This is a genomic window from Streptomyces ortus (genome assembly GCF_026341275.1).
Classification (GTDB): Bacteria; Actinomycetota; Actinomycetes; order Streptomycetales; family Streptomycetaceae; genus Streptomyces; species Streptomyces ortus.
This window is the reverse complement of sequence record NZ_JAIFZO010000002.1, coordinates 2,184,412-2,204,322: the sequence shown is the minus strand read 5'-3', so window position 1 is coordinate 2,204,322 and position 19,911 is coordinate 2,184,412. Positions and strand designations below refer to the sequence as shown.

The 19,911-nt window shown below is 72.0% G+C and carries 20 protein-coding genes and 1 pseudogene; 11 read left to right on the top strand and 10 right to left on the bottom strand.

The window, feature by feature from the left end:
• Positions 1 to 12: 12 nt before the first annotated feature.
• From K3769_RS13065 to K3769_RS13050, 4 genes are all read left to right on the top strand, one after another.
• A complete protein-coding gene (locus tag K3769_RS13065) occupies positions 13 to 450 on the top strand; it encodes a Zn-ribbon domain-containing OB-fold protein (RefSeq protein WP_267026606.1) in 438 nt (145 codons plus the stop codon).
• A complete protein-coding gene (locus K3769_RS13060; protein ID WP_267026605.1) occupies positions 447 to 1,220 on the top strand; it encodes an enoyl-CoA hydratase/isomerase family protein in 774 nt (257 codons plus the stop codon). Before K3769_RS13065 ends, K3769_RS13060 begins: the two co-directional genes overlap by 4 nt.
• Positions 1,221 to 1,672: 452 nt before the next feature.
• Entirely contained in the window at positions 1,673 to 2,533 is an 861-nt protein-coding gene (locus tag K3769_RS13055) for a helix-turn-helix domain-containing protein (protein WP_267031351.1), read from the top strand.
• Complete coding sequence (locus tag K3769_RS13050) at positions 2,530 to 2,742, top strand: DUF397 domain-containing protein (protein WP_267026604.1); 213 nt, start codon at positions 2,530 to 2,532, stop codon at positions 2,740 to 2,742. Before K3769_RS13055 ends, K3769_RS13050 begins: the two co-directional genes overlap by 4 nt.
• 178 nt (positions 2,743 to 2,920) lie before the next feature.
• Here the strand turns inward: K3769_RS13050 and afsK are convergent, their stop codons facing one another.
• Positions 2,921 to 5,308: a protein serine/threonine kinase AfsK gene (gene afsK / locus K3769_RS13045; RefSeq protein ID WP_267026603.1), complete on the bottom strand. Its 2,388-nt coding sequence runs from the start codon at positions 5,306 to 5,308 to the stop codon at positions 2,921 to 2,923.
• Positions 5,309 to 5,670: 362 nt separating this feature from the next.
• Positions 5,671 to 6,468 carry an AfsK-binding protein KbpA gene (gene kbpA / locus K3769_RS13040; RefSeq protein WP_267026602.1) on the bottom strand — a complete coding sequence of 266 codons (798 nt, stop codon included), beginning with the start codon at positions 6,466 to 6,468 and terminating at the stop codon, positions 5,671 to 5,673.
• 124 nt (positions 6,469 to 6,592) lie between these two features.
• Between kbpA and K3769_RS13035 the strand changes: the two genes are divergently transcribed.
• Positions 6,593 to 7,240, top strand: coding sequence for a TetR family transcriptional regulator (locus K3769_RS13035; RefSeq protein WP_267026601.1), 648 nt, complete (start codon positions 6,593 to 6,595; stop codon positions 7,238 to 7,240).
• A 218-nt stretch (positions 7,241 to 7,458) separates the two neighbouring features.
• Here K3769_RS13035 and K3769_RS13030 read toward each other — a convergent pair whose 3' ends face one another.
• Positions 7,459 to 7,983: a nitroreductase family deazaflavin-dependent oxidoreductase gene (locus tag K3769_RS13030; RefSeq protein ID WP_267026600.1), complete on the bottom strand. Its 525-nt coding sequence runs from the start codon at positions 7,981 to 7,983 to the stop codon at positions 7,459 to 7,461.
• Positions 7,983 to 9,167: an acyl-CoA dehydrogenase family protein gene (locus K3769_RS13025; RefSeq protein WP_267026599.1), complete on the bottom strand. Its 1,185-nt coding sequence runs from the start codon at positions 9,165 to 9,167 to the stop codon at positions 7,983 to 7,985. The genes K3769_RS13030 and K3769_RS13025 overlap by 1 nt, the downstream gene beginning before the upstream one ends.
• Positions 9,168 to 9,316: 149 nt before the next feature.
• Here K3769_RS13025 and K3769_RS13020 point away from each other — a divergent pair, with 149 nt between their 5' ends.
• From K3769_RS13020 to K3769_RS13010, 3 genes are all read left to right on the top strand, one after another.
• Complete coding sequence (locus tag K3769_RS13020; protein WP_267026598.1) at positions 9,317 to 10,468, top strand: thiolase C-terminal domain-containing protein; 1,152 nt, start codon at positions 9,317 to 9,319, stop codon at positions 10,466 to 10,468.
• Positions 10,469 to 11,097: 629 nt separating this feature from the next.
• The gene (locus tag K3769_RS13015; RefSeq protein WP_267026597.1) at positions 11,098 to 12,231 is read left to right on the top strand and encodes a C40 family peptidase; all 1,134 of its coding nucleotides are present in this window, start codon (positions 11,098 to 11,100) and stop codon (positions 12,229 to 12,231) included.
• Between the two features lie 4 nt (positions 12,232 to 12,235).
• A complete protein-coding gene (locus K3769_RS13010) occupies positions 12,236 to 13,156 on the top strand; it encodes a hypothetical protein (RefSeq protein WP_267026596.1) in 921 nt (306 codons plus the stop codon).
• Between the two features lie 209 nt (positions 13,157 to 13,365).
• Here the strand turns inward: K3769_RS13010 and K3769_RS13005 are convergent, their stop codons facing one another.
• Entirely contained in the window at positions 13,366 to 13,926 is a 561-nt protein-coding gene (locus K3769_RS13005; protein WP_267026595.1) for a dihydrofolate reductase family protein, read from the bottom strand.
• Between the two features lie 108 nt (positions 13,927 to 14,034).
• Positions 14,035 to 14,565, bottom strand: coding sequence for a GtrA domain-containing protein (locus tag K3769_RS13000; protein ID WP_267026594.1), 531 nt, complete (start codon positions 14,563 to 14,565; stop codon positions 14,035 to 14,037).
• A gap of 167 nt (positions 14,566 to 14,732) precedes the next feature.
• Here K3769_RS13000 and K3769_RS12995 point away from each other — a divergent pair.
• Positions 14,733 to 15,086, top strand: a pseudogene (locus K3769_RS12995) (pyridoxamine 5'-phosphate oxidase family protein); the annotation flags it as partial.
• A gap of 27 nt (positions 15,087 to 15,113) precedes the next feature.
• Complete coding sequence (locus tag K3769_RS12990) at positions 15,114 to 15,833, top strand: pyridoxine/pyridoxamine 5'-phosphate oxidase (protein ID WP_267026593.1); 720 nt, start codon at positions 15,114 to 15,116, stop codon at positions 15,831 to 15,833.
• A 91-nt stretch (positions 15,834 to 15,924) separates the two neighbouring features.
• Here K3769_RS12990 and K3769_RS12985 read toward each other — a convergent pair whose 3' ends face one another.
• Genes K3769_RS12985 through K3769_RS12975 form a run of 3 tightly spaced genes read right to left on the bottom strand, consistent with a single transcriptional unit; the run spans position 15,925 to position 17,470 of the window.
• Positions 15,925 to 16,539 carry a GNAT family N-acetyltransferase gene (locus tag K3769_RS12985; RefSeq protein WP_267026592.1) on the bottom strand — a complete coding sequence of 205 codons (615 nt, stop codon included), beginning with the start codon at positions 16,537 to 16,539 and terminating at the stop codon, positions 15,925 to 15,927.
• A gap of 8 nt (positions 16,540 to 16,547) precedes the next feature.
• Positions 16,548 to 16,985 carry a Zn-ribbon domain-containing OB-fold protein gene (locus K3769_RS12980; protein WP_267031350.1) on the bottom strand — a complete coding sequence of 146 codons (438 nt, stop codon included), beginning with the start codon at positions 16,983 to 16,985 and terminating at the stop codon, positions 16,548 to 16,550.
• 35 nt (positions 16,986 to 17,020) lie between these two features.
• Positions 17,021 to 17,470: a DoxX family protein gene (locus K3769_RS12975; protein ID WP_267026591.1), complete on the bottom strand. Its 450-nt coding sequence runs from the start codon at positions 17,468 to 17,470 to the stop codon at positions 17,021 to 17,023.
• Positions 17,471 to 17,910: 440 nt separating this feature from the next.
• Between K3769_RS12975 and K3769_RS12970 the strand changes: the two genes are divergently transcribed.
• Complete coding sequence (locus K3769_RS12970) at positions 17,911 to 19,059, top strand: flavin-containing monooxygenase (protein ID WP_267026590.1); 1,149 nt, start codon at positions 17,911 to 17,913, stop codon at positions 19,057 to 19,059.
• 78 nt (positions 19,060 to 19,137) lie between these two features.
• Here K3769_RS12970 and K3769_RS12965 read toward each other — a convergent pair whose 3' ends face one another.
• Positions 19,138 to 19,701, bottom strand: coding sequence for a TetR/AcrR family transcriptional regulator (locus tag K3769_RS12965; RefSeq protein WP_267026589.1), 564 nt, complete (start codon positions 19,699 to 19,701; stop codon positions 19,138 to 19,140).
• Positions 19,702 to 19,911 lie beyond the last annotated feature (210 nt).

Genomic DNA, 19,911 nt, shown 5'->3' with positions numbered 1-19,911 from the left:
CTAGGAGGCCACATGCTGACACCCGTGGTGGACGACGACGGCGCCCCCTTCTGGGAGTACGCGGCCCGGGGCGAGCTGCGCGTCCAGGCCTGCGCCGGCCCCGGCTGCGGGGAGCTGCGCTTCCCGCCCCGCCCCTGCTGCCCGCACTGCCACTCCTTCGACAGCGAGTGGCGCAGGATGAGCGGCAGAGGCCGTGTCTGGTCGTACGTGATTCCGCACCCCCCGCTCCTGCCGGAGTACGCGGCGCTGGCCCCGTACAACGTGATCGTCGTCGAGCTGGCGGAGGCGCCGCGGATCCGGCTGGTGGGGAATCTCGTCAGCGGGCCGGACGCGCCGCTCAACTCGGTCGCGGGGGAACGGATCCGGATCGGGGCGCGGGTGCAGGTGGTGTTCGGCGCCGACGGCGGGGACGGCGTCCGGCTGCCGCGCTGGGTGCTGGAGCGGCCATGACCGCCCTGCGGACCACCACCGACAAGGAGACGGGCGTCGCGGTGGTGACACTGGACCGCCCTGAGCGCCTGAACGCCATCGACCTGGACATGGTGGCTCAATTGCGGTCGACATGGTCGGAGTTCAGATTCGACGACTCCGTACGGGCGGTCGTGCTGACCGGGGCGGGCGACCGGGCCTTCTCGACGGGCCTCGACCGCGACGCGGAGGTCCCGCAGCCGGCGTCGCCCTACATGCTGGACGACCCACTCGCCTCGATCGGCCCGAAGGCGTCCGCTCTGTGGAAGCCGGTGATCGCCGCGGTCAACGGGATGGCGTGCGGCGGGGCGTTCTACCTGCTCGGGGAGTCGGACTTCGTCATCGCGGACGAGACGGCCACGTTCTTCGACCCGCACACGACGTACGGCATGGTCAGCGCGTACGAGTCGGTGTACCTGGCGCAGCGGACGCCGTTCGGGGAGGTGGCCCGGATGGCCCTGATGGGCACGGCGGAACGGGTCTCCGCACGGCGGGCGTACGAGGTGGGGCTGGTGTCGGAGGTGACGGCGCGGGGGGAGTCGGCGGCGGCGGCGGTGCGCTGCGCGTCCGTGATCGCGTCCTACCCGCCCGCGGCGGTGCAGGGCACGGTCCGAGCACTCTGGTCGGCCCAGGAGGCGACCCGCACGGCAGCCCTGTCCCAGGCTCCCCACCTGATCGCCCTGGGCAACCTGCCCCCCACGGACCAGGCGAAGCTGTTCGGCGCCCGGGACAGGGGGTTCCGGACACGCTGAGCCGACCGGCAAGGCCCGTCCGACGAGGCGGTCGTGGTCACGGCCTATGGGCGCGGGCCACGATCCCGCAGAGCACTGATGCCTCCGCCGTCGTACGCAGCGAGCGGATACGGAAAAACCGGCCCTCTCCGGGGCAGCCACAGAACCGTTCCGCACAAGCTCCGCTGACGCTTCTCGTCCGCGCGGTCGCTCCCTGACCCGCCTCATGAACCGGTTCGAAGTATTTCGCGACGGCCACTCGCCACTTACGAACCCAAGGCCCGGTGCGCGGGCTGGCGGACCGATCAGCTCCGACCAGCCGCCTGAGCCCGTCGCACGGCGGTCGTCACACCACTGGTTCCGGTGAACTTCCGTCGTTCGCAAGTGTGGTGACCTGCTCGTTTCTAGCGTGAGGTCCGCAGAACGATACGTGGTGGTGATCCCGGATGGAAGTGAGAGCGCGCATGCGAGACATGGTCGGGGGACGAGACGGCGAGGGTCCGGGGACCGAGCCACCGGACGCGAGCGCGTCCGAACCGGGCTCGGGCATCCTGCGGGTGTTCGGCCGCCAGCTCAAACGGTTCCGGCTGCGGGCCGGGATCGAACGCACCGACCTCGGGGCACGGACCGGGTACTCACCGTCGACGATCGCGGCGTACGAACAGGGGCGCCGGGTGCCACCGCCCCGGTTCATCGACTTGGCGGACGAGGTACTTGACGCGGACAGGATCCTCCGCGAGATGAAGGAGGAGGTGGCACGGGCGCAGTATCCGGCGTTTTTCAGGGACGCGGCGAAACTGGAGGCGGAAGCGGTCGAGCTGTGGGTGTATGGGACCCATGCGGTCCCCGGGCTCTTGCAGACCGAGGAGTACATGCAGGCCGTGTTCGAGATGTGGCGTCCTCTGCTGGATGAAGCAACGGTCCAGCAACGCGTTGCGGCACGGCTGGCCCGACAGCAGATCTTCGAGCGGAGGCCGACTCCGTTGTTGAGCTTCGTCGTCGACGAGTCGGTTCTACGGCGACCGTTGGGAGGGGCTGCCGTCATGCGGAGGCAGTTGCAGCAGCTCCTGCTGATCGGCGCCTACCGAAACGTGGAGATTCAGATCATGCCTCTGAACAGAGAGGACAATGCCGGCGTCGACGGACCGTTTGTCGTGCTGCACAGAGACAATGAAGATCAGGTCGCCTACCTGGAAGCCCAGGGGCGGAGCACGATCGTGAACGAGCGAACAGAGGTTCGCGGCATCGTGTCCCGGTATGGAATCATCCGAGCACAAGCTCTGACTCCGCGTGAGTCCTTGGCATTCATCGAGAAGTCGCTGGGAGACCTATGAGCATCGCAGAGACCGCCGACTGCTCGAACCGGCTGGACTGGTCCAAGAGCAGCCACAGCGGAGGAGCCGGCGGCGAGTGCCTGGAAGTGGCCGTCTGCTCCCACGGCGTGCGTGTACGGGACTCCAAGGACACCGCCCGTCCCGCGCTGGCTGTCGCCCGGGACGCCTGGGTGATGTTCGTCGGCCACGCCGTGGAACAGACCGGCTGAGCCGGGCCGGCCGGATCGGCTGGGATCACCGACCACGAGATGCCGCCGGCCGCGGCCCAGGGTCAGGAAGCGATCGCCGCGATGTTGCGGGCGCGTACGGCTCCGATGCGGGAGCGCGGCGTTCCCGACCCGCCCCCGTGAAACCGGCTCCGTGCCCCGGACGCCGGGCACGGCCCGTTCAGGAGCGCGCCGTCCCCGTGCCCTTCTCCGCGTCCAGGGCGTACACGCACCGGTCCTTGCTGCACGCGTACACCACCCCGTCCTTGACGACCGGTGATCCCGTGATCTCCCCGCCGGTCGCGAGCTTCCAGCGCAGACGGCCGTCGTCCGCCTTCAGGGTGTACAGGAGGTGGTCCGTCGAGCCGAAGTGGATGCGGCCGTCCGCGACGGCCGGGGCCCCCACCAGGTCGCCGCCCGCCTGGAAGCGCCACTTGGGTGTGCCGGTGACCGCGTCCAGGGTGTAGAGCCCCTTGCCGCTGCCTACGTGGACGTGTCCTGCCGAGACCAGCACGGGGTCGATGGACGAACGGGCCTCCGTCGCGATGCGCCAGCGGTCCCGGCCGTCGGTGGCGTCGAGCGCGTACACCGTGCCGAGGTAGTCGGCGAGGTACACCCCGCCGCCCGCGACGGCGGGACCCGGCGCGAACGTGGGCGCGCTCAGGAACACCGCCGGCGCCTCGAAGTGCCAGCGCACATGCCCGCCGGCGATGTCGATGGCGAGGACGCGCGTCCCGGCCGACACGTACACATATCCGTCGTCGGCGTGCGTGATGCGGACGGGCACACCCCCGCAGGAGGCCGCGTCGCCGATCGGGTACGACCAGCGCTCCTCCCCCGTACGGGCCTCCAGGGCACGCAGCCGGGCGTCCTTCCAGACGTACACCGTGCCGTCGTGGACGGCCGGACCCGCCTCCGGCGACTCGAAGTCGGTCTGCGCGCCGGTGATCTCCCAGAGCTTCTGCCCGTTGGCGGCCTCCCAGGCCTGCACGCCGCCTCCGCGGGTGCCGGTGACGACCGTGCCGCGGTCGGCCTTGAGGGAGTACACCCACGCGTCGGTCGGCAGCCGCCACAGATCGCCGCCCTCGCGGGCGTCGAGCGCGAACAGCGTGGGCCCGTCGGAGGCGTGCACGCGGCCGTCGGCGACCGCCATCGACCAGGCGACGTCCCGCGTCTTGAAGCGGCGCCGGCCGGTGGCCACGTCCAGCGCGTGCACCTCGAAGGAGGTGACGTAGACCAGGTCCCCGGCGACGGAGGGCGTACCCCACACGTCGTTCGACATCCGGAAGCGCCACGGCCGCCAGGAGGAGCCGCCGTCCGGCCCGGCGGGCGAGGGGACGGCCGCCACGGGCTCGGCGCCGTTCACACCCGGCCGCGACCGGGACCAGGCCGCCGCGAGTCCGGCCTCCGGAGGAGGCGCCTTCACTGCCGCCGCGCGGGCGTCGGCGACGCGCGGGCCGGGCCCGATCGGCACCTGGGCACCGGCGAGCCGTACGGGCCCGGCGTCGGGCGCGCCACCGCCCCGGCCGACCCCCGCGCCGACCGGTACGGACGGCAGGGGCGGCGGCCCGGACGACGGCATGGGCGGAATCGGCGGGTCGTGGCGCGGCGGTGGCGGCACCACGGCCACTCCGCGCCCGCCACTGCGGCCCGACGGGGGCTTCGGGGCCGGCCGGCCTCCGCGCCGCGTCTCTATCAGGCTCACGGCCCGCTCGGGCAGCCACGCGGACGCGGTACCGCTGTCGTCGGAGCCGGAGCCGAAGAGATGGGGTGCCAGCTGGGCCTGGAGGTCGGCCGGGTTGGGGCGGGCCGTCGCGTCCATCTGCATGCAGGACTCGATCAGCGGACGCAGTTCGTCGGGGAGCCCTTCGAGGTCCGGGCCTTCCCTGAGCAGCATGAAGACGGTCTCGACGGGGTTCGCGCCGTGGAAGGGCGCGTGTCCGGTCGCGGCGAAGACGAGCATCGAGCCGAGCGAGAAGACATCGCTCGCCCCGGTCACGCTGCGGGAGTCCTTGGCCTGCTCGGGTGACATGTACGCGGGGGTACCGACGGCGACGTTCGTCATGGTCAAACGCGTGTTCGAGACACCGGAGGCGATGCCGAAGTCGATGACGCGCGGCCCGTCCTCGACGACGAGCACGTTCGACGGCTTCAGGTCGCGGTGGACGAGACCGGCGCCGTGGATGGACTGCAGCGCCTCGGCGACCCCCGCGGCGAGCCAGCGGACCGCCTGGGCCGGCATCGGCCCGCACTCCGTCACTATCTCTTCGAGGGAGGGCGCGGGCACGTACGCGGTGGCCAGCCAGGGCACGGCCGCGCGCGCGTCGGCGTCGACGACGGCCGCCGTGTAGAAGCCGGAGACGGCACGGGCCGCCTCGACCTCACGCGAGAAGCGGACGCGGAACAGCTGGTCCTCGGCGAGCTCGGTCCTGACGGTCTTGATCGCCACGCGCCTGCCCGAGGCCGAGCGCGCGAGATAGACCAGCCCCATGCCGCCGGCGCCCAGCCGTCCCAGCACCTCGAACGGACCGATCCGCCGCGGATCGTGCTGTGTCAGCTGATCCACCACTTGCCTGCCACCTCCCCGTACGCGGCCGCGCTTCCAGCCACCGCTCCAGCCGCAGCTTCAGCCACTGCGCAGCGTCTCACCACCGAACCGCTCCGGCGGCACGCACCCCGATTCTTCCTGTCCTGCGCTCCGGTTGCGAACCCGGGACCCATTCGGGATGTCTCCCGCCATTGCGGGGCAAACAGCCCGGGACCACCTTGATTTTCCACGTCACCCGGGGCTTTTCGGTGCCTTTCAGAGCTTCCGGCACGGGTTTCGACCGCGGAGCATCGCCCATTTCAACGGCGCAGAATCCTGAATTTCCGCGCTGGAGCACGACTCGTCCCCCGCCGTGGACGCCTCGCGGACGCCTCACCCCCGCCTCATACCCCGTCCCGGCGCTGCAGCAGCGCGAAGGACGCCCCCTGATTGTCACTGACGACGGCCACCCTCCCGTACGAGGTGTCGAACGGCGGAGCCTGCACCCGGCCGCCGAGCCTCGTCACCGCGCCGAGCTCTTCCTCGCAGTCCTGGACCCCGAAATGCACGAGGAAGTGGGGCGGCATCTCGGCGGGATAGACGTCGGAGATGTGGGCCCGCCCGAATTCACGGGTGACGCCCGGCCCGAAGAGGGCGTCGCGGAAGAGGCCGGGGTAGAAGGCGTCGGCGGTGGCGGTGTCCCGTGCGTACAGCTCGACCCAGCTGAACGTGCCCGTCCCGCGCCCGCTCCCGAAGCCGGGGTGCGTACCGGCCTCCCAGAGCCCGAAGACCGCGCCCTCCGGGTCGGCGGCGAGGGCCACGACCCCGTACGAGCCCACCGGCTCGGGGGTCGTGACGATCTGGCCGCCCCCCTTGCGGATCCGGTCTGCCATGTCCTGGGCGTCCGGAGTGGCGAAGTAGACCGTCCAGACGGTGGGCATCCGCCCGTCCCGCTTGGGCACGAGGGCGGCGACCGCCTCCCCGCCGAGCCGCGCCCACGCGGCGCCCTCGTACGGGCCGTCGGCCCCCTGCCCGGCCTCCGAGGGGCTCGCGGAGTCGGCGGGGCGGGCGGGGTCGGCGGGGTCGAAGGTCCAGCCGAAGAGTCCGCCGTAGAAACGCTTGCCCGCCTCGACGTCCGGCAGCTGGGCGTCGATCCAGCAGGGGACGCCCTCGGGGAACGCGGCAGAGTCAGATCCAGCCATGCGGCCAAGCTAACGGCGTTCCACCGATCCCGCAGAGCGGGCGGTTCCAGCGCCCCGCGGGCCCGTGCACCCCATTTGCAGTCGGCCGAATCGCGCTCCGATCACCCCTCGGTAAGCTGACGGCATGACAGGACAAGTGCGTACCGTCGACGGCCGTGTGGCCGGTCGGCGCGGGCAGGCGACGCGGCAGAAGCTGCTCGACTGCCTCAGCGAGATGCTCAGCTCCTCGCCCTACCGCGACGTCAAAGTCATCGACGTCGCCCGGAAGGCGGGCACTTCACCGGCGACCTTCTACCAGTACTTCCCGGACGTCGAAGGCGCCGTCCTGGAGATCGCCGAGCAAATGGCGGCCGAGGGCGCCGGGTTGACCGAGGTCCTCGAAGGACGCTCATGGGTCGGCAAGGCGGGCTGGCAGACCGCGCAGGAACTCGTGGACGGTTTCCTTGAGTTCTGGCGCAAAAACGACGCCATCCTCCGGGTCGTCGACCTGGGCGCCGCCGAAGGCGACAAACGCTTCTACAAACTCCGCATGAAGATCCTCAACTCCGTGAACAACTCCCTCACGGAGACGGTCAAGGAGCTCCAGGCGAAGGGCAAGGTCGACAAGGACGTCAGCCCCGCGGCCATGGCGGGCTCCCTCGTGGCGATGCTCGCGGCGGTGGCCTCGCACCAGAAGGGCTTCCAGACGTGGGGCGTCAAGCAGGCTGAACTGAGGCCGAACCTGGCGCTGTTGGTGTACCTGGGCGTGACGGGCAAGAAGCCGACCAGGTAGCCCGGCCGACTCGGCCGACCAGGCCGACCAGGCACGTCACGCGTCTTCAGCCCGCCGCTCCAGGCACACGTCCTGTCACCCAGGCGGCAGTTCACCCCGGTGGCCCCGCCCCGGTGGACTGCCGCCTGTCGCGCGCTCACCGCCGTCGTACGATCCGGCGCCCGCCACCTCCGTACGATCCGGCGTCCGCCACCCACCTCCGTACGATCCGGCGCTCGTCACCTCCGTACGATCCGGAACAGGCGGATCTCCCGCTCCACCCGCGCCTGGTACGTCGCGTACGGCGGCCAGAAAGCCAGCAGTGCCCGCCACACCGCGTCCCGTTCCGCACCGGCCAGCAGGCGGGCGGTCACCGGGATGTCCCGGCCCCTCCAGTTGATCTCCGCGTCCGGATGGGCGAGCAGATTGGCGGTCCAGGCGGGATGGTCCGTACGCCCGAAGTTGGACCCGATGAGAATCCAGCTCCCGACCGAGTCCTCGCCCCCGCCCGCACCCTTTCCGGTGGGCCCCTCCGGCATGCAGGCCAGCGGCGTACGCCTCGGCAGCCCGCTCCTCGCGCCCCGCGCCGTCAGGATGACACCGGGCAGCATCTGAGCGCTGAGCAGCACCTTCCCCCGCGTGAGCCGGTGCACGGCACGGTCGAGCGCCGGAACGACATGCGGCGCGACCTTCGCGAAACCCCGGGTCGAGGACACCCTCTGGACCAGCCGCACCCCGGGACGACGGGACGGAGTCGTGGCCATCAGACCGCCACCTCCCCGCCGCCGAAGAGCCGCGCTTCCTGGGCCGCGTACGCCCGCAGCCGGTGCACCGGCCCGAAGAGCAGTTCGTCGCCTGCCGCCCGCTTGAAGTACAGATGCGCCTCGTGCTCCCAGGTGAACCCGATCCCGCCGTGCAGCTGGACGGCCTCGGCGGCGCAGGTGCGCTGCGCCTCCAGCGCCTGCGCGAGCGCGAGCCCGCCGACCCGCTCCCGGCCCTCGACGGTCGCCCAGGCGGCGTAGTAGGCGGCGGAGCGGGCGCCCTGGACCTGTACGTACAGATCGGCGAGCCGGTGCTTCACCGCCTGGAAGGAGCCGATCGCGCGCCCGAACTGCTCACGCTGCTTGACGTACTCCACGGTCCGCTCCAGTACGCGGTCGGCGGCGCCGACGGCCTCCGCGGCGAGGACGGTGGCGGCCGAGTCCCCCACCCGGGCGAGGACGCCGCCCACGTCCGCGCCCGGCCCGTCGTCGCCGAGCAACTCGGCCTCGACGTCCCTGAACTGCACGCGGCCCTGCGTACGGGTCTCGTCGAGGGAGGTCTGCCGTACGCGGGTCGCCCCCTCCCGTACGAGGAAGAGGAGGGTGCGCGGGCGGGCGAAGCCCCCGGTGTGCGCGGCGACGAGCAGCAGGTCCGCGCTGTGTCCGTCGAGCACCTGGTCGGCCTGCCCGTACAGCCGCCATCCGCCGTCGGCCCGCCGCGCCTGCACGCCGCCGGCCCGGCCGCCGCCCGCCCAGTCGCCGCGGTTGCCGCCGGTCAGGCCGAGGGCGGTGGTCAGCGCGGCGCCCGGCACGGCGAGGGCGGCGGTGAGTCCGCCGGAGGCGATACGAGGCAGCAGTGCGGCGCGCTGGTCCGCGCTGCCGAGGGCGAGTACGAGGGGCGCGCCGAGGGCGGCGGTGGCGAGGAGGGGGGACGGGGCGAGGGCGCGCCCCATCTCCTCGGCGGCCAGGGCCAGTTCGGTGGTCGTGCACCCCACTCCCCCGTACGCCTCGGGGAGTGCGAGGCCGGGCAGGCCGAGCTGCTGGGCGAGGGTCTCCCAGAGGCCGGGGTCATGACCGGCGGCGGTCCGTACGGCGGCCCTGACCTCCTCCGGGCCGCAGCGTTTGAGGAGCAGCTCACGGAGGGTGCGGCGGATCTCGTCCTGTTCCGCGGTGAAGGTGGCGTCCATCGGCGGGCTCCTCCCCGGGGCCGGGTGTCCGGCGTCCGCTTCCCTGATCTGACGGGCCGTCATGTTAGAGCGGTGGCAGGCAGATGCACAGGGCCGCGACGCCACCACGCCTCCCCATGTGGGCCCCATCTGATGTACCGTCAGATTCCATGACTCCGTCCGGGAACCGCAAGGTGGCAGTCGTCGGTGTGGCGCTCTCCGACTGCGGGCGCGTGGACGAGGCGACGCCGTACGCGCTCCACGCCCAGGCCGCGCGCAGGGCCCTGGCCGACTCGGGCCTGGACCGCTCGGTGATCGACGGTCTGGCCTCGGCGGGGCTGGGCACGCTGCAGCCGATCGAGGTGGCGGAGTATCTGGGCCTGCGGCCGACCTGGGTGGACTCCACGTCCGTCGGCGGCTCGACGTGGGAGGTCATGGCGGCGCACGCGGCCGACGCGATAGCGGCAGGGCACGCGAACGCGGTCCTGCTGGTGTACGGGTCCACCGCCCGCGCGGACATCAGGGCGGGCCGCCGCACCGGCGACCTCTCCTTCGGCGCCCGGGGGCCGCTGCAGTTCGAGGTCCCGTACGGGCACACGCTCATCGCCAAGTACGCGATGGCCGCGCGGCGCCACATGCACGAGTACGGCACCACGCTGGAGCAGTTGGCGTCGGTGGCGGTGCGGGCGCGGCAGAACGCGGCGCTCAACCCCGACGCGATGTTCCGCGACCCGATCACGGTCGACGACGTCCTGGCGGGCCCGATGATCGCGGACCCCTTCACCAAGCTGCACTGCTGTCTGCGGTCGGACGGCGGGGCGGCGGTCCTGCTGGCGGCGGAGGAGTACGTACGGGACTGCCGTACGGCCCCTGTCTGGGTCCTCGGCACCGGTGAGCACGTCTCGCACACGACGATGTCCGAGTGGCCGGACTTCACGGTGTCGCCGGCGGCGGTGAGCGGGCGGATCGCGTTCGGGCGGGCGGGGGTCCGGCCGGGGGAGGTCGATGTGGCGCAGATCTACGACGCGTTCACGTACATGACGCTCGTGACCCTGGAGGATCTCGGCTTCTGCGAGAAGGGGGAGGGGGGTGCGTTCGTGGAGGGCGGCGGGTTGCCGGTCAACACGGACGGGGGTGGGCTGTCGAGTCAACACCCTGGGATGCGGGGCTTGTTCCTCCTGGTGGAGGCGGCGCGGCAACTCCGCGGAGAGGCGGGGGCCCGCCAGGTTCGCCGCTCCGACGGCGGCCTCCCTGAGCTGGCGGTGGCGTCGGGGACGGGGGGTTGGTTCTGCTCGGCAGCAACGGTGGTACTGGGCCGCTAGCCGGCGACCGGGCCGCCTGCGGCCGTGGGAGGGGCGGGGCACAACTGGGTTTCGGCTGCGGGCCGACGGGGGTTGAACGCGCAGTTCCCCGCGCCCCCAGGTAAGTCGGTCACAGCCGGGATTGCGACCGCAGGCCGACCAGGGTTGAACGCGCGCAGTTCCCCGCGCCCCCAGGTGAGTGGGGGACGGCCGGGACCACGACCGCAGGCCCACCGGCGCTGAACGCGCGCAGTTCCCCGCGCCCCCTGAATGATGACTCCTGCCCACCCCGCCACCCATTTGCCCGCCGCCACCCATCCACCTGGGGGCGCGGGGAACTGCGCGACGGCCCGGGCGACCCGCACCAGCGCCCCGCCCACCCCCCGCACTCACCCAGGGGCGCGGGGAACTGCGCGCTCAACCCGGGCGACCCGCACCCTTATCCCCACCCCCCAAGCGGAGCGCACCCGTACGGGAGGGGAAAAGTTGTTGGCGTGGTGATTGACACGCCTGGGGATACAGGGGCCACCCGTACAAGGGGCGGTAGTGTGTTCGAGGGTTGAAGGCCCCCCGCCCACCCCGCGGAGGCGACTCCGACACACGACCAGTCCGTCCGAGCAACCCGCACGTGACCTCTGAAAGTGGAGCTGATGAACGTGTCTACCGGCGGCAGACGGCTCCGCAGTCGCGCCACCATAGCCACCCTCACCCTCGCCATCTCCCTCATATCAGGACCGAGTTACGCAGCCCCGGGCGAACCCGACCCCCAGGGCGACCGGTCGATCGAGAACATCCGCGCCGAACTGGACGGCCTCTACCGCGCGGCGGAGGTGGCCACCGAGGCGTACAACACCGCGGACGAGAAGGCGAAGAAGCAGGAGAAACACCTCAAGTCGCTCCGCAAGGGACTCGCCCGCGCCGAGAGCCGCGTCGACGACCTGCACGAACTCGGCGGCGCCGCCGCCCGCACGCAGTACCGCGGAGGCGATCTCGCCGCCACCGGCATCCAGTTGCTGCTCGGCGACCACCCCGAACAGGCCCTGAACGAGGCGTCCCAGGCCCGCCAGGCCATGCGGGGCCTGGTCAACGTCTCCGAGTCCCAGAAAACCGCCCGCGCGGAGCTGACCCGGCAGACCGACACCGCCGCGGGGGAACTGCGGAAGCTGAAGAGCACCCGCGCCGACAAGGCCGAGTCGCGGGAGAAGATCGAGGGGAAGATCGCCGAGGCCGAGCAGATCGAGGCCGGCCTCGAAAAGGAACAGACCCGCAAACTGGCCGCGTTGGAGAGGCAGCGGGCCAAGGAGGCCGAGTCCCAGTGGACGGGCTCGGGCTCCGGCACGGGCGGCGGCACCTCGACCGGAAACAGCGGCGGATCCGGGAACGGCGGCGGAGGCGGAGGCGGCGGTTCGATCGGCGGCGGGACGAACGCCACCGGCGCCGCCGCGAAGGCCGTCAACTTCGCGATGGCCCAGATCGGCAAACCGTACGGGTGGGGCGCCACCGGCCCCTCCGCGTACGACTGCTCGGGACTCACCTCCGTGGCGTGGGCGCGCGCCGGCCACCCCATACCCCGTACGTCACAGGCGCAGTGGGCGGGCCTGACCCGCGTCAGCCTGGCGTCCGCACGGCCCGGCGACCTGATCATCTACTTCAACGACGCCACGCACGTGGGCATGTACATCGGCGGCGGGAAGATCGTCCACGCGCCGCGCCCAGGACGTACGATCACGACCGCCCCGGCCGCCTCCATGGCCATTCTTGGTGTCGTCCGACCGGGAGTATGAGCGGATGTCCCACTCGCTGACACCCCGTGACACGGGAAACCTGCCCGCGCTCGCCGCCCGGCCGCTGGTCCGCCTCGACGCCTACGTGGCCGAGGACGGATCGACGGTCGTCAACGGCCATCTGCTGCAGATGGGCGGCACGAGCAAGCCCAACGAGGCGATCCTCGACGCCATCGCCATGTTCGCCCGCACCCTGGGCGCGCCGGTGGCGGCCACCGTCATCGACCGCTCCGTGATGCAGGTGGCGCGCCTGCGGGTGCACCCCGACGGGTCGAGCCGGACCATCGCCGACGAGGACGATCTGCCGCCGGGGCTCGAACGCACCGCCGCGGAGGAGGAGGCGTTTCCTCCGCTCGCCCGCGTCGAGCGGATCATCCAGCACGCGCAGCGCGAGGATCTGCACACCGCGTTCGTCCTCGCCAGCGCGTTGCGGGAGCACCTCACGCTGCGCAGGGGGCCCGAGGACGATCTGTCGCTGGAGGCGCGGGCGATCGAGGCGTATCTCGCGTATCTGCGCGCCGACTACACGCTGTCCATCACGCTCGCGCTGACCGTCGCACGCATCCGGTGCCGCACGGATCTGCACCGGGCGGCGCCCGATGTGGCTCGCGCCACGGCGGCGTGGCAGCGGCTGATGGACGAGGGGCAGGTGGTCACGCGGGGGCAGGAGTTGCTGCACATGTGGGGGCGGTTGTCCGCGGAGGGGTTGTTGCTGGAGCCGGCGCACCAGGCGATGGCGCAGACGGTCCGGACCCGGCTGGCACAGGGCGCCCGGTCCGTCCCGGCGGCCCCGCCCGCGACCCCGGCGCTGCCCCCGGGCCAGGCCACCGAGTCCCCGGCGGCTCCCGAGGACAAGCCGCTCAAACCGACCCGCCGAGGCCTGCGCCGCTTCACCCGCAAGGCGGGCAGAACACCGGCGCCCTAGGGTCTGTCCAGTTCCCCGCGCCCCTGACCGCCCAGCTGCCCGACTTCCCGAAAAACACCGGCGGGAATGATCACGCAGTTCGGAGGGCGCGGGCCGGCAGCGGCTGGCCGCGCAGTTCCCCGCGCCCCTAAAAGACGGGCCTGCGCCCCCGCTGCCCGGGAACACGGGGGTAATAGGGGCGCGCGGAACGGCGCACTGTACGGACCGGCCTACTTGCCCGCCGGTCCGTACACGAGATTCAGCACCCCCGTGCTGAACGTCTCCGACGAGATCAGCGTCAGCGGAACCGCGGACTCCGCCTCCTCGAACAACCGCATCCCCTTCCGCACCGCGATCGGATGCACCAGCAGATGCAGCTCGTCCAACAACCCCGCCGCCAACAGCTGCCGTACGACCGACACGGACCCGCTGAGCGCGATGCCCCCGCCCTCCCCGTTCTTGAGCGCGGTCACGGTCTCGACGAGGTCCCCCTCCAACTGCTCGGAGTTGCGCCACTCGAACGCGAGCCGCCGCTTCGACACAACGATCTTGCGCATGTCCCCGAGCTGCTTGGCGAACCCCGCGTCCTCGCCCCCGGCGGCCTCCCGCTCCGGCCACGCCCCGGCGAAGGTGTCATAGGTCTTGCGGCCGAACAGCATGGTGTCCGCCGAGCCGAAGGTCGCGTCGACCGCCGCGCCCATCTCGTCGTTGAAGTACGGGAAGTGCCACTGGTCGGGCGCTTCGACGACACCGTCGAGCGAGATGAACAGTCCGGCGTTGATCTTCCTCATGATGTTCCTCCAGAGTCCGAAAGAGCCGGTCGGTGAAATCCGTGAACCGGTCATCACTTGGACGGCGCGAGCCGGAAAAACTAATCGGTCCCAGCCCGTCCCAGCTCATCACGCCCCGGCCGCGAGAACCAGCGGAGAGAGAGGGACAGGGGAGACGGGGACAGAACAGACGGAGACAGCAGCGGCCGGCACCGGCCCGCGCAGCTTCGGGGCGAAGACGAACACCCGCAGCACCACGAACCGCCCCACCCCCGCCAGCCCGGAAGCCCCGAGGTAGACGAGCTGCTCGGTGAGCACCCCGGGCGACGGCTGCACCAGGTGCAGGACGAGCACCGCGAGGGACGTCACCGCGTAGGCGGCCGTCGCCGACCCCGCGGACTGCCAGTGCCGCCGCCACCCGGCCCGCTTCCCGGTCCCGAAGGTGAACAGCGCGTGCAACTCGGTGCACAGGGCGGTCGACGCGACCGTGATCACCGCGTTCGCCACCACCCACGGCATCGCCCCGGCCAGCAGCGCCACCGCGCCGCTGGAGAGCACCCCGACACCCCCGCCGCACACCACGAACCGGACGAAGGAGACCAACGCCCCGGGAGCGGCCACGCCCACCGTCTCCGGCTCCGCCGCGAGCTGCGACTTCATGGGGGTTTTCCTTCCGGGGGAAGAGGCTGCGGCCCCTTCGATCAACTGGCTTCGACCGGGTCCAACAATGCCGTCGCCCGGCCGCCCCATCGAGACAGTCCGCACCCGGATCCATGGTGGTGCCAGCCCTACCCCCGACCTGCGCTCCGCCCCCGCTCCGCCCACCAGGACCAGGCCGCGCCCCGCTCACCGTGCCGATCTGGTACCAGTACGAGCCCGGCGGCGACGTCTGGATCCTGACCGGGATGAATTCCCGCAAGAACGAGCTGATCAGCGCCGCGGGCCGGTTCTCCCTGATGGTGGAGCGAGTCGAACCCACCATCAGGTAGGTGTCCCTCGAAGGGGCGGTCGTGGAATCGACCCCCGCCACCCGCGAACAGCTCCACGAGATCTCGGCCCGCTACCTCCCGGCGGACAAGGTCGACGGGTACGTCGACTTCTCCTGGAAGGAGCACGGCGAGATGGTGGTCGTCCGGATGCGCCCCGACCGGTGGCTGTCGTCCGACCTCGGTTCGGTCTGAGGCCGCCCACCACGTGACAATCGGGGCATGAGCGCCGACACCCCCACCCCGCCCACGCCCGACTCCCCCGCCCCCTCCGCCGCCACCACCGGTCCCTCCGAGTTCGTACGGCTGCTGAGGGCTCAGCGGGTCTGGGACACCGAGCTGCCGAAGTTCGCCCCGGCCACCGCCCCGGCCGCACCGCTGCCGCTCTTCGAGCAGTGGTTCGCCGAGGCCGTGGCCGCCGGGCAGACGGAGCCGCACACGATGTCGCTGGCCACGGCGGACGCCGACGGCCTGCCCGACGTACGGACCGTGATGCTGCACGGCGCCGACGAAAAGGGCTGGCACTTCGCCTCGCACGCGGGCAGCCGGAAGGGACGGCACCTGGCAGCCCGCCCGTACGCGGCACTCGGCTTCTACTGGCCCGCGCAGGGCCGGCAGATCCGGGTACGCGGCCCGGTGACCGCCGCCCCGCCCGAGGTCGCGCGGGCCGACCTGCACGCCCGCTCGACCGGCGCGCTCGCCTCGGCCCTGGTGGGCCGGCAGAGCGAAGTGCTCAGCTCGTACGAGGAGTTGGAGCGCGCCTCGGACGCGGCCTGGGACCGCGCCCACCGCGAACCGGACGCGTCGGCGCCGTCGTGGACGGTGTACGTCCTGGACCCGGCCGAGGTGGAGTTCTTCCAGGGCGACGCGCGCCGCCGGCACGTACGCCTGACCTACCGCCGCGCGGACGGCACCTGGCGCAAGGAACTGCTGTGGCCCTGACGACCACCACCGGCCAGGGGGCCGGGGCGGTCCGCTAGGGCGTTTCTGATGGATCTCCGTGGGTGAAGGAGGGAGATCCATCAGAAACGCCCTAGGGCAGTGCGGGTCCGCGTTCCGGGGCGGGGTCCGTGGCCAGCCGGGCGTGCAGATGCACGTCTCGGAAGGCGTCCAGGCGCCCCGCCTCGAACATCGCCCCGCGCAGCGTCCCCTCGTACGGATAGCCGCACCGCTCGGCGATCCGGCACGACGCCTCGTGCCCCAGCGCGTGCCCCAACTCCAGCCGGTGCAGACCCAGTTCCTCGAAGGCCCAGCGTGAGGCCAGGGCGAGGGCGCGCGTGGCCACCCGGCGGCCCCGCGCGTCGGGGAGCACCCAGTAGCCGACGCGGGCGACCCGTACGACGTGGTCGATGTCGTTGATCCCGATGTGCCCGAGCGGTACGCCGCCGCTCGCGTCCGTGACGCAGAAGGAGGCGCCCACCCCCTCCTGGGCCGACTTGGCCCGCGCCGCCATCGACTCCAGCGCGTCGGCGCGGTCCTCCAGCGGCCTGAGCGGTGTGTTCCACCGCTGGAACTCGGGGTCGAGGTAGCCCCGCAGCCACGCCTGGACATCCTCCTCGGCGTCCGCGTCCCAGGGGCGGAGCCGCAGTCCGTAACCGCGGATCCCGGGACGGGGGAGGGAGCCGGAGGACTCGTACAAGTCGGTCATCGAGCCATTCAACAACGACCCACGGGCCGGAACACCGGCACCCCGACAGCCCCCTCCGCGTCCCCTTCCCTGAAGGCCGCCTCCAAGGCCATCCCCACCCGCAGGTCCCCCTCCCCGCACTCCACCACCTCGGTCATCATCCGCGGCCCCTCGTCGAGGTCGACGACGGCGGCGACGTACGGGATGCGGGCCCCGAAGGGCGGCAGGTCGTTGCGGTGGACGACGGACCAGGTGTAGAGCGTGGCGCGACCGCTCGCCCGTTCCCAGGTCACGTCCTCGCTCCAGCAGTGCGGGCAGAACTCGCGCGGGTAGTGGTGGGCGCGTCCGCACGCACCGCACCGGCGCAGCAGCAGCCGCCCGTCGGTGGCGGCGTCCCAGTAGGGCCGGCTGAACGCGTCGATCTCCGGCAGGTCGAAGCGGGCAGGTCCACCGGAGCCGGCCGGCATGTCCGAGCCGGCCGAGCCGCCGGAGCCGGTCGCCATCAGAAGAGTCCCAGCGCGCTGTCCAGGGACCACGTCTGCCAGGACATGCCGAACAGGGCCACCAGGGAGATGAGGGCCATCATCGTGTTCTGCCCCTGCTCGGCCCAGTCGTGGATCATCAGGACGAGGTAGAGGAGATTGAGCAGCAGGCCGCCGACCAGGGCGATCGGGGTCAGGAAGCCCACCACGAGGCCCAGGCCGAGGGCGAGTTCCGCGTACACGACGACGTACGCCATCGTGCGCGGCCGGGGTGCGACGACCACGTCGAAGCCGCTGCGCACCGGGTTCCACCGGTGCTTCGCGGCGACGTCGGCCGCCCACGCGATCCCGGTCCCCCGCTCGAACCAGCCCTTCTTGTCCTTGTGCCGCCAGCTCTCCAGCCACCACAGCCCGAGCCCGACCCGGAGCACGGCGACCCATTCCGCACCGGTGAGCCAGATGGTGTCCATGGCCCCGCACCCCCTCCACAGCCGCCTATCTGACGGTACGTCAGTTCAGCGCACCGGGCGCGGGTGCGCAAGAGTCCTACGCCCGCCCGTCCCGGCGCGACCATCTCCCCTGCCGCACACACGCATGTGGCCTACGACACAAACCCCCCACACCCCTCCTACAGCCGTGATCAATTCGCAACCGATTCCGGGCTTGACCGAGACCCATCAAATGACCACGTGCATACGCTCGGCACATGGCCGACTCTCCCGACCCGACACCCCGGACGCCCGAAGTGTCCGAGGCAAGCACGCAGACACCCGCGCAAACGCCCGCACAAACACCCGCGCAGGCGCCTTCGCAGGCAGCCGCACGGACATCGGCGCAGGAATCCTCGCCCCCGTCGGCTTCGCCGAGGTCGGCGAAGCCGACGGGGGCCGCGCCTCAGCAGGACCGGCCCGTGTACGTCATCGGGGGCGGGCCGGGCGGCCTCGCGGCGGCGTACGCGCTGCGCGCCCAGGGCGTACGGGCCGTCGTGCTGGAGAAGTCCGACCGGGTCGGGGCCTCCTGGCGGCGGCACTACGACCGGCTGCGGCTCCACACGACGCGGCGGCTCTCCGGGCTCCCGGGCCTGCCGATGCCGCGTTCGTTCGGGCGGTGGGTGGCGCGCGACAACGTGGTGCGCTATCTGGAGAAGTACGCCGAGCACCACGAGCTGGAGATCGTCACGGGCGTCGAGGTCTCCCGCGTGGAGCCCTCCGCGGACGGTACCGGCTGGCTGCTGCACGCGACCGGCGGGCGCGAGCTGACCGGCAGCGCGGTGGTCGTCGCCACCGGCTTCAACCACACGCCGTACGTGCCCGACTGGCCGGGCCGGGACGGGTACACGGGCGAGTTCCTGCACGCGGGCGAGTACCGCAACCCCGCCCCCTTCGCCGGACAGGACGTCCTCGTGGTCGGCGTCGGCAACACCGGCGCCGAGATCGCCGTGGACCTCGTCGAGGGCGGCGCGGCGCGCGTACGGCTCGCCGTGCGGACCGCGCCGCACATCGTGCGCCGGTCGACGGCCGGGTGGGCGGCCCAGTACACCGGGGTGCTCTGCCGGCGGCTGCCGGTCGCGCTGGTGGACCGGCTGGCCCGGCCGATGGCGAAGCTGAGCGTTCCGGACCTGGCCGCGAAGGGGCTGCCGCGGCCCGACACCGGGCTGTACTCGCGGGTGAAGGACGGGTCCATCCCCGTACAGGACGTCGGCCTGATCGACGCGGTCCGCAAGGGCCGGGTCGAGGTGGTGGCGGCGGTCGAGGGCTTCGAGGACGGCAAGGTCGTCCTCGCGAACGGCGACCGCGTCGGCCCGGACGCCGTGATCGCCGCGACCGGCTACCGGCGCGCCCTGGAGAACGTCGTCGGCCACCTCGACGTGCTCGACGGCCGGGGCCGCCCGGTCGTCCACGGCGCCCGCGCGCCGAAGACCGCGCCCGGCCTCTACTTCACCGGCTTCACCAACCCGATCAGCGGCATGTTCCGCGAACTCGCCCTCGACGCCGAGAAGATCGCGAAGGCGATCGCGCGCGACGCCGCCCGAAGGAATCCGTCCCGCCTCGCACGCTGATACCTGGGCGGGCGGCCTCCGCCGCCCCCCTCACCCGTCCACGGCGGCCGGCCCCGGGAGGGGCCGGCCGCGCCCGCCCTACTCCTCCGTGAAGTGCGCGAGCGTGGCGATGAGCCGGTCCGCGATGTCCGGCGGCCAGGGGAACGAGGGCGCGACCGCCCGCTGGTGGGCAAGTCCGTGCAGGCCGAGCCAGAGCACGACCACGTCGGCCGCCACGTCGGTACTGGCCGCGACGCCGGCGGTGACGCACTCCTGGAGTGCGTCACCGAGCCGCCGCAGGCTCGCGTCGCCGAGCGCGCCGAGGTCCTCGGCCGTCACGGAACTCGCGCCCGGATCGGGCATCCAGAACCCGCCGAACATCGTGCGGTAGCGCCCCGGATGGGCCTCGGCGAACTCCAGATAGCCCTCGCACAGGGCCGTGAGCCGCGCGCGGGGCGTGTCGTCGGCCGCCTCCACGGCCGCCCGCAACCGCTCGTCCAGTTCGGCGAACGCGTTGCGCACCACGGCCAGCATGATGGCGGGCTGATCGGAGAAGTGCCGGTAGATCGACGGGGCGGCGATACCGACCCTGCGGGCCACGGAACGCAGGGTGATGGCGCTCTCGTCGCCGGTCTCGTCGAGCAGGGCGACCGCCGCCGTCACGATCTCCTGGCGTAGCCGGTCCCCTTCCCCCCGCCGGTTTCGGACGCGGACGGGTGTCGCCGCGGCATCGCCTGTTTCGTCTCCCGTACCTGTTCCCACACCTGTTCCCATGCCTGTCACCTTACAGCGCGAAGCTTATGGCTGTTTCCTCTTGCCATCCATCAGCTAACAGGCATAACCTTACAACCGTAAGCACACGGCAGCAACTTC

Excerpts from the sequence above, each read along its gene's own strand:
- K3769_RS13065 (WP_267026606.1), top strand. The coding sequence starts at position 13 with ATGCTGACACCCGTGGTGGACGACGACGGCGCCCCCTTCTGGGAGTAC.
- K3769_RS13060 (WP_267026605.1), top strand. The coding sequence starts at position 447 with ATGACCGCCCTGCGGACCACCACCGACAAGGAGACGGGCGTCGCGGTG.
- K3769_RS13055 (WP_267031351.1), top strand. The coding sequence starts at position 1,673 with ATGGTCGGGGGACGAGACGGCGAGGGTCCGGGGACCGAGCCACCGGAC.
- K3769_RS13050 (WP_267026604.1), top strand. The coding sequence starts at position 2,530 with ATGAGCATCGCAGAGACCGCCGACTGCTCGAACCGGCTGGACTGGTCC.
- kbpA (WP_267026602.1), bottom strand. The coding sequence starts at position 6,468 with ATGGCTGGATCTGACTCTGCCGCGTTCCCCGAGGGCGTCCCCTGCTGG.
- K3769_RS13035 (WP_267026601.1), top strand. The coding sequence starts at position 6,593 with ATGACAGGACAAGTGCGTACCGTCGACGGCCGTGTGGCCGGTCGGCGC.
- K3769_RS13030 (WP_267026600.1), bottom strand. The coding sequence starts at position 7,983 with ATGGCCACGACTCCGTCCCGTCGTCCCGGGGTGCGGCTGGTCCAGAGG.
- K3769_RS13025 (WP_267026599.1), bottom strand. The coding sequence starts at position 9,167 with ATGGACGCCACCTTCACCGCGGAACAGGACGAGATCCGCCGCACCCTC.
- K3769_RS13020 (WP_267026598.1), top strand. The coding sequence starts at position 9,317 with ATGACTCCGTCCGGGAACCGCAAGGTGGCAGTCGTCGGTGTGGCGCTC.
- K3769_RS13015 (WP_267026597.1), top strand. The coding sequence starts at position 11,098 with ATGAACGTGTCTACCGGCGGCAGACGGCTCCGCAGTCGCGCCACCATA.
- K3769_RS13010 (WP_267026596.1), top strand. The coding sequence starts at position 12,236 with ATGTCCCACTCGCTGACACCCCGTGACACGGGAAACCTGCCCGCGCTC.
- K3769_RS13005 (WP_267026595.1), bottom strand. The coding sequence starts at position 13,926 with ATGAGGAAGATCAACGCCGGACTGTTCATCTCGCTCGACGGTGTCGTC.
- K3769_RS13000 (WP_267026594.1), bottom strand. The coding sequence starts at position 14,565 with ATGAAGTCGCAGCTCGCGGCGGAGCCGGAGACGGTGGGCGTGGCCGCT.
- K3769_RS12990 (WP_267026593.1), top strand. The coding sequence starts at position 15,114 with ATGAGCGCCGACACCCCCACCCCGCCCACGCCCGACTCCCCCGCCCCC.
- K3769_RS12985 (WP_267026592.1), bottom strand. The coding sequence starts at position 16,539 with ATGACCGACTTGTACGAGTCCTCCGGCTCCCTCCCCCGTCCCGGGATC.
- K3769_RS12980 (WP_267031350.1), bottom strand. The coding sequence starts at position 16,985 with ATGCCGGCCGGCTCCGGTGGACCTGCCCGCTTCGACCTGCCGGAGATC.
- K3769_RS12975 (WP_267026591.1), bottom strand. The coding sequence starts at position 17,470 with ATGGACACCATCTGGCTCACCGGTGCGGAATGGGTCGCCGTGCTCCGG.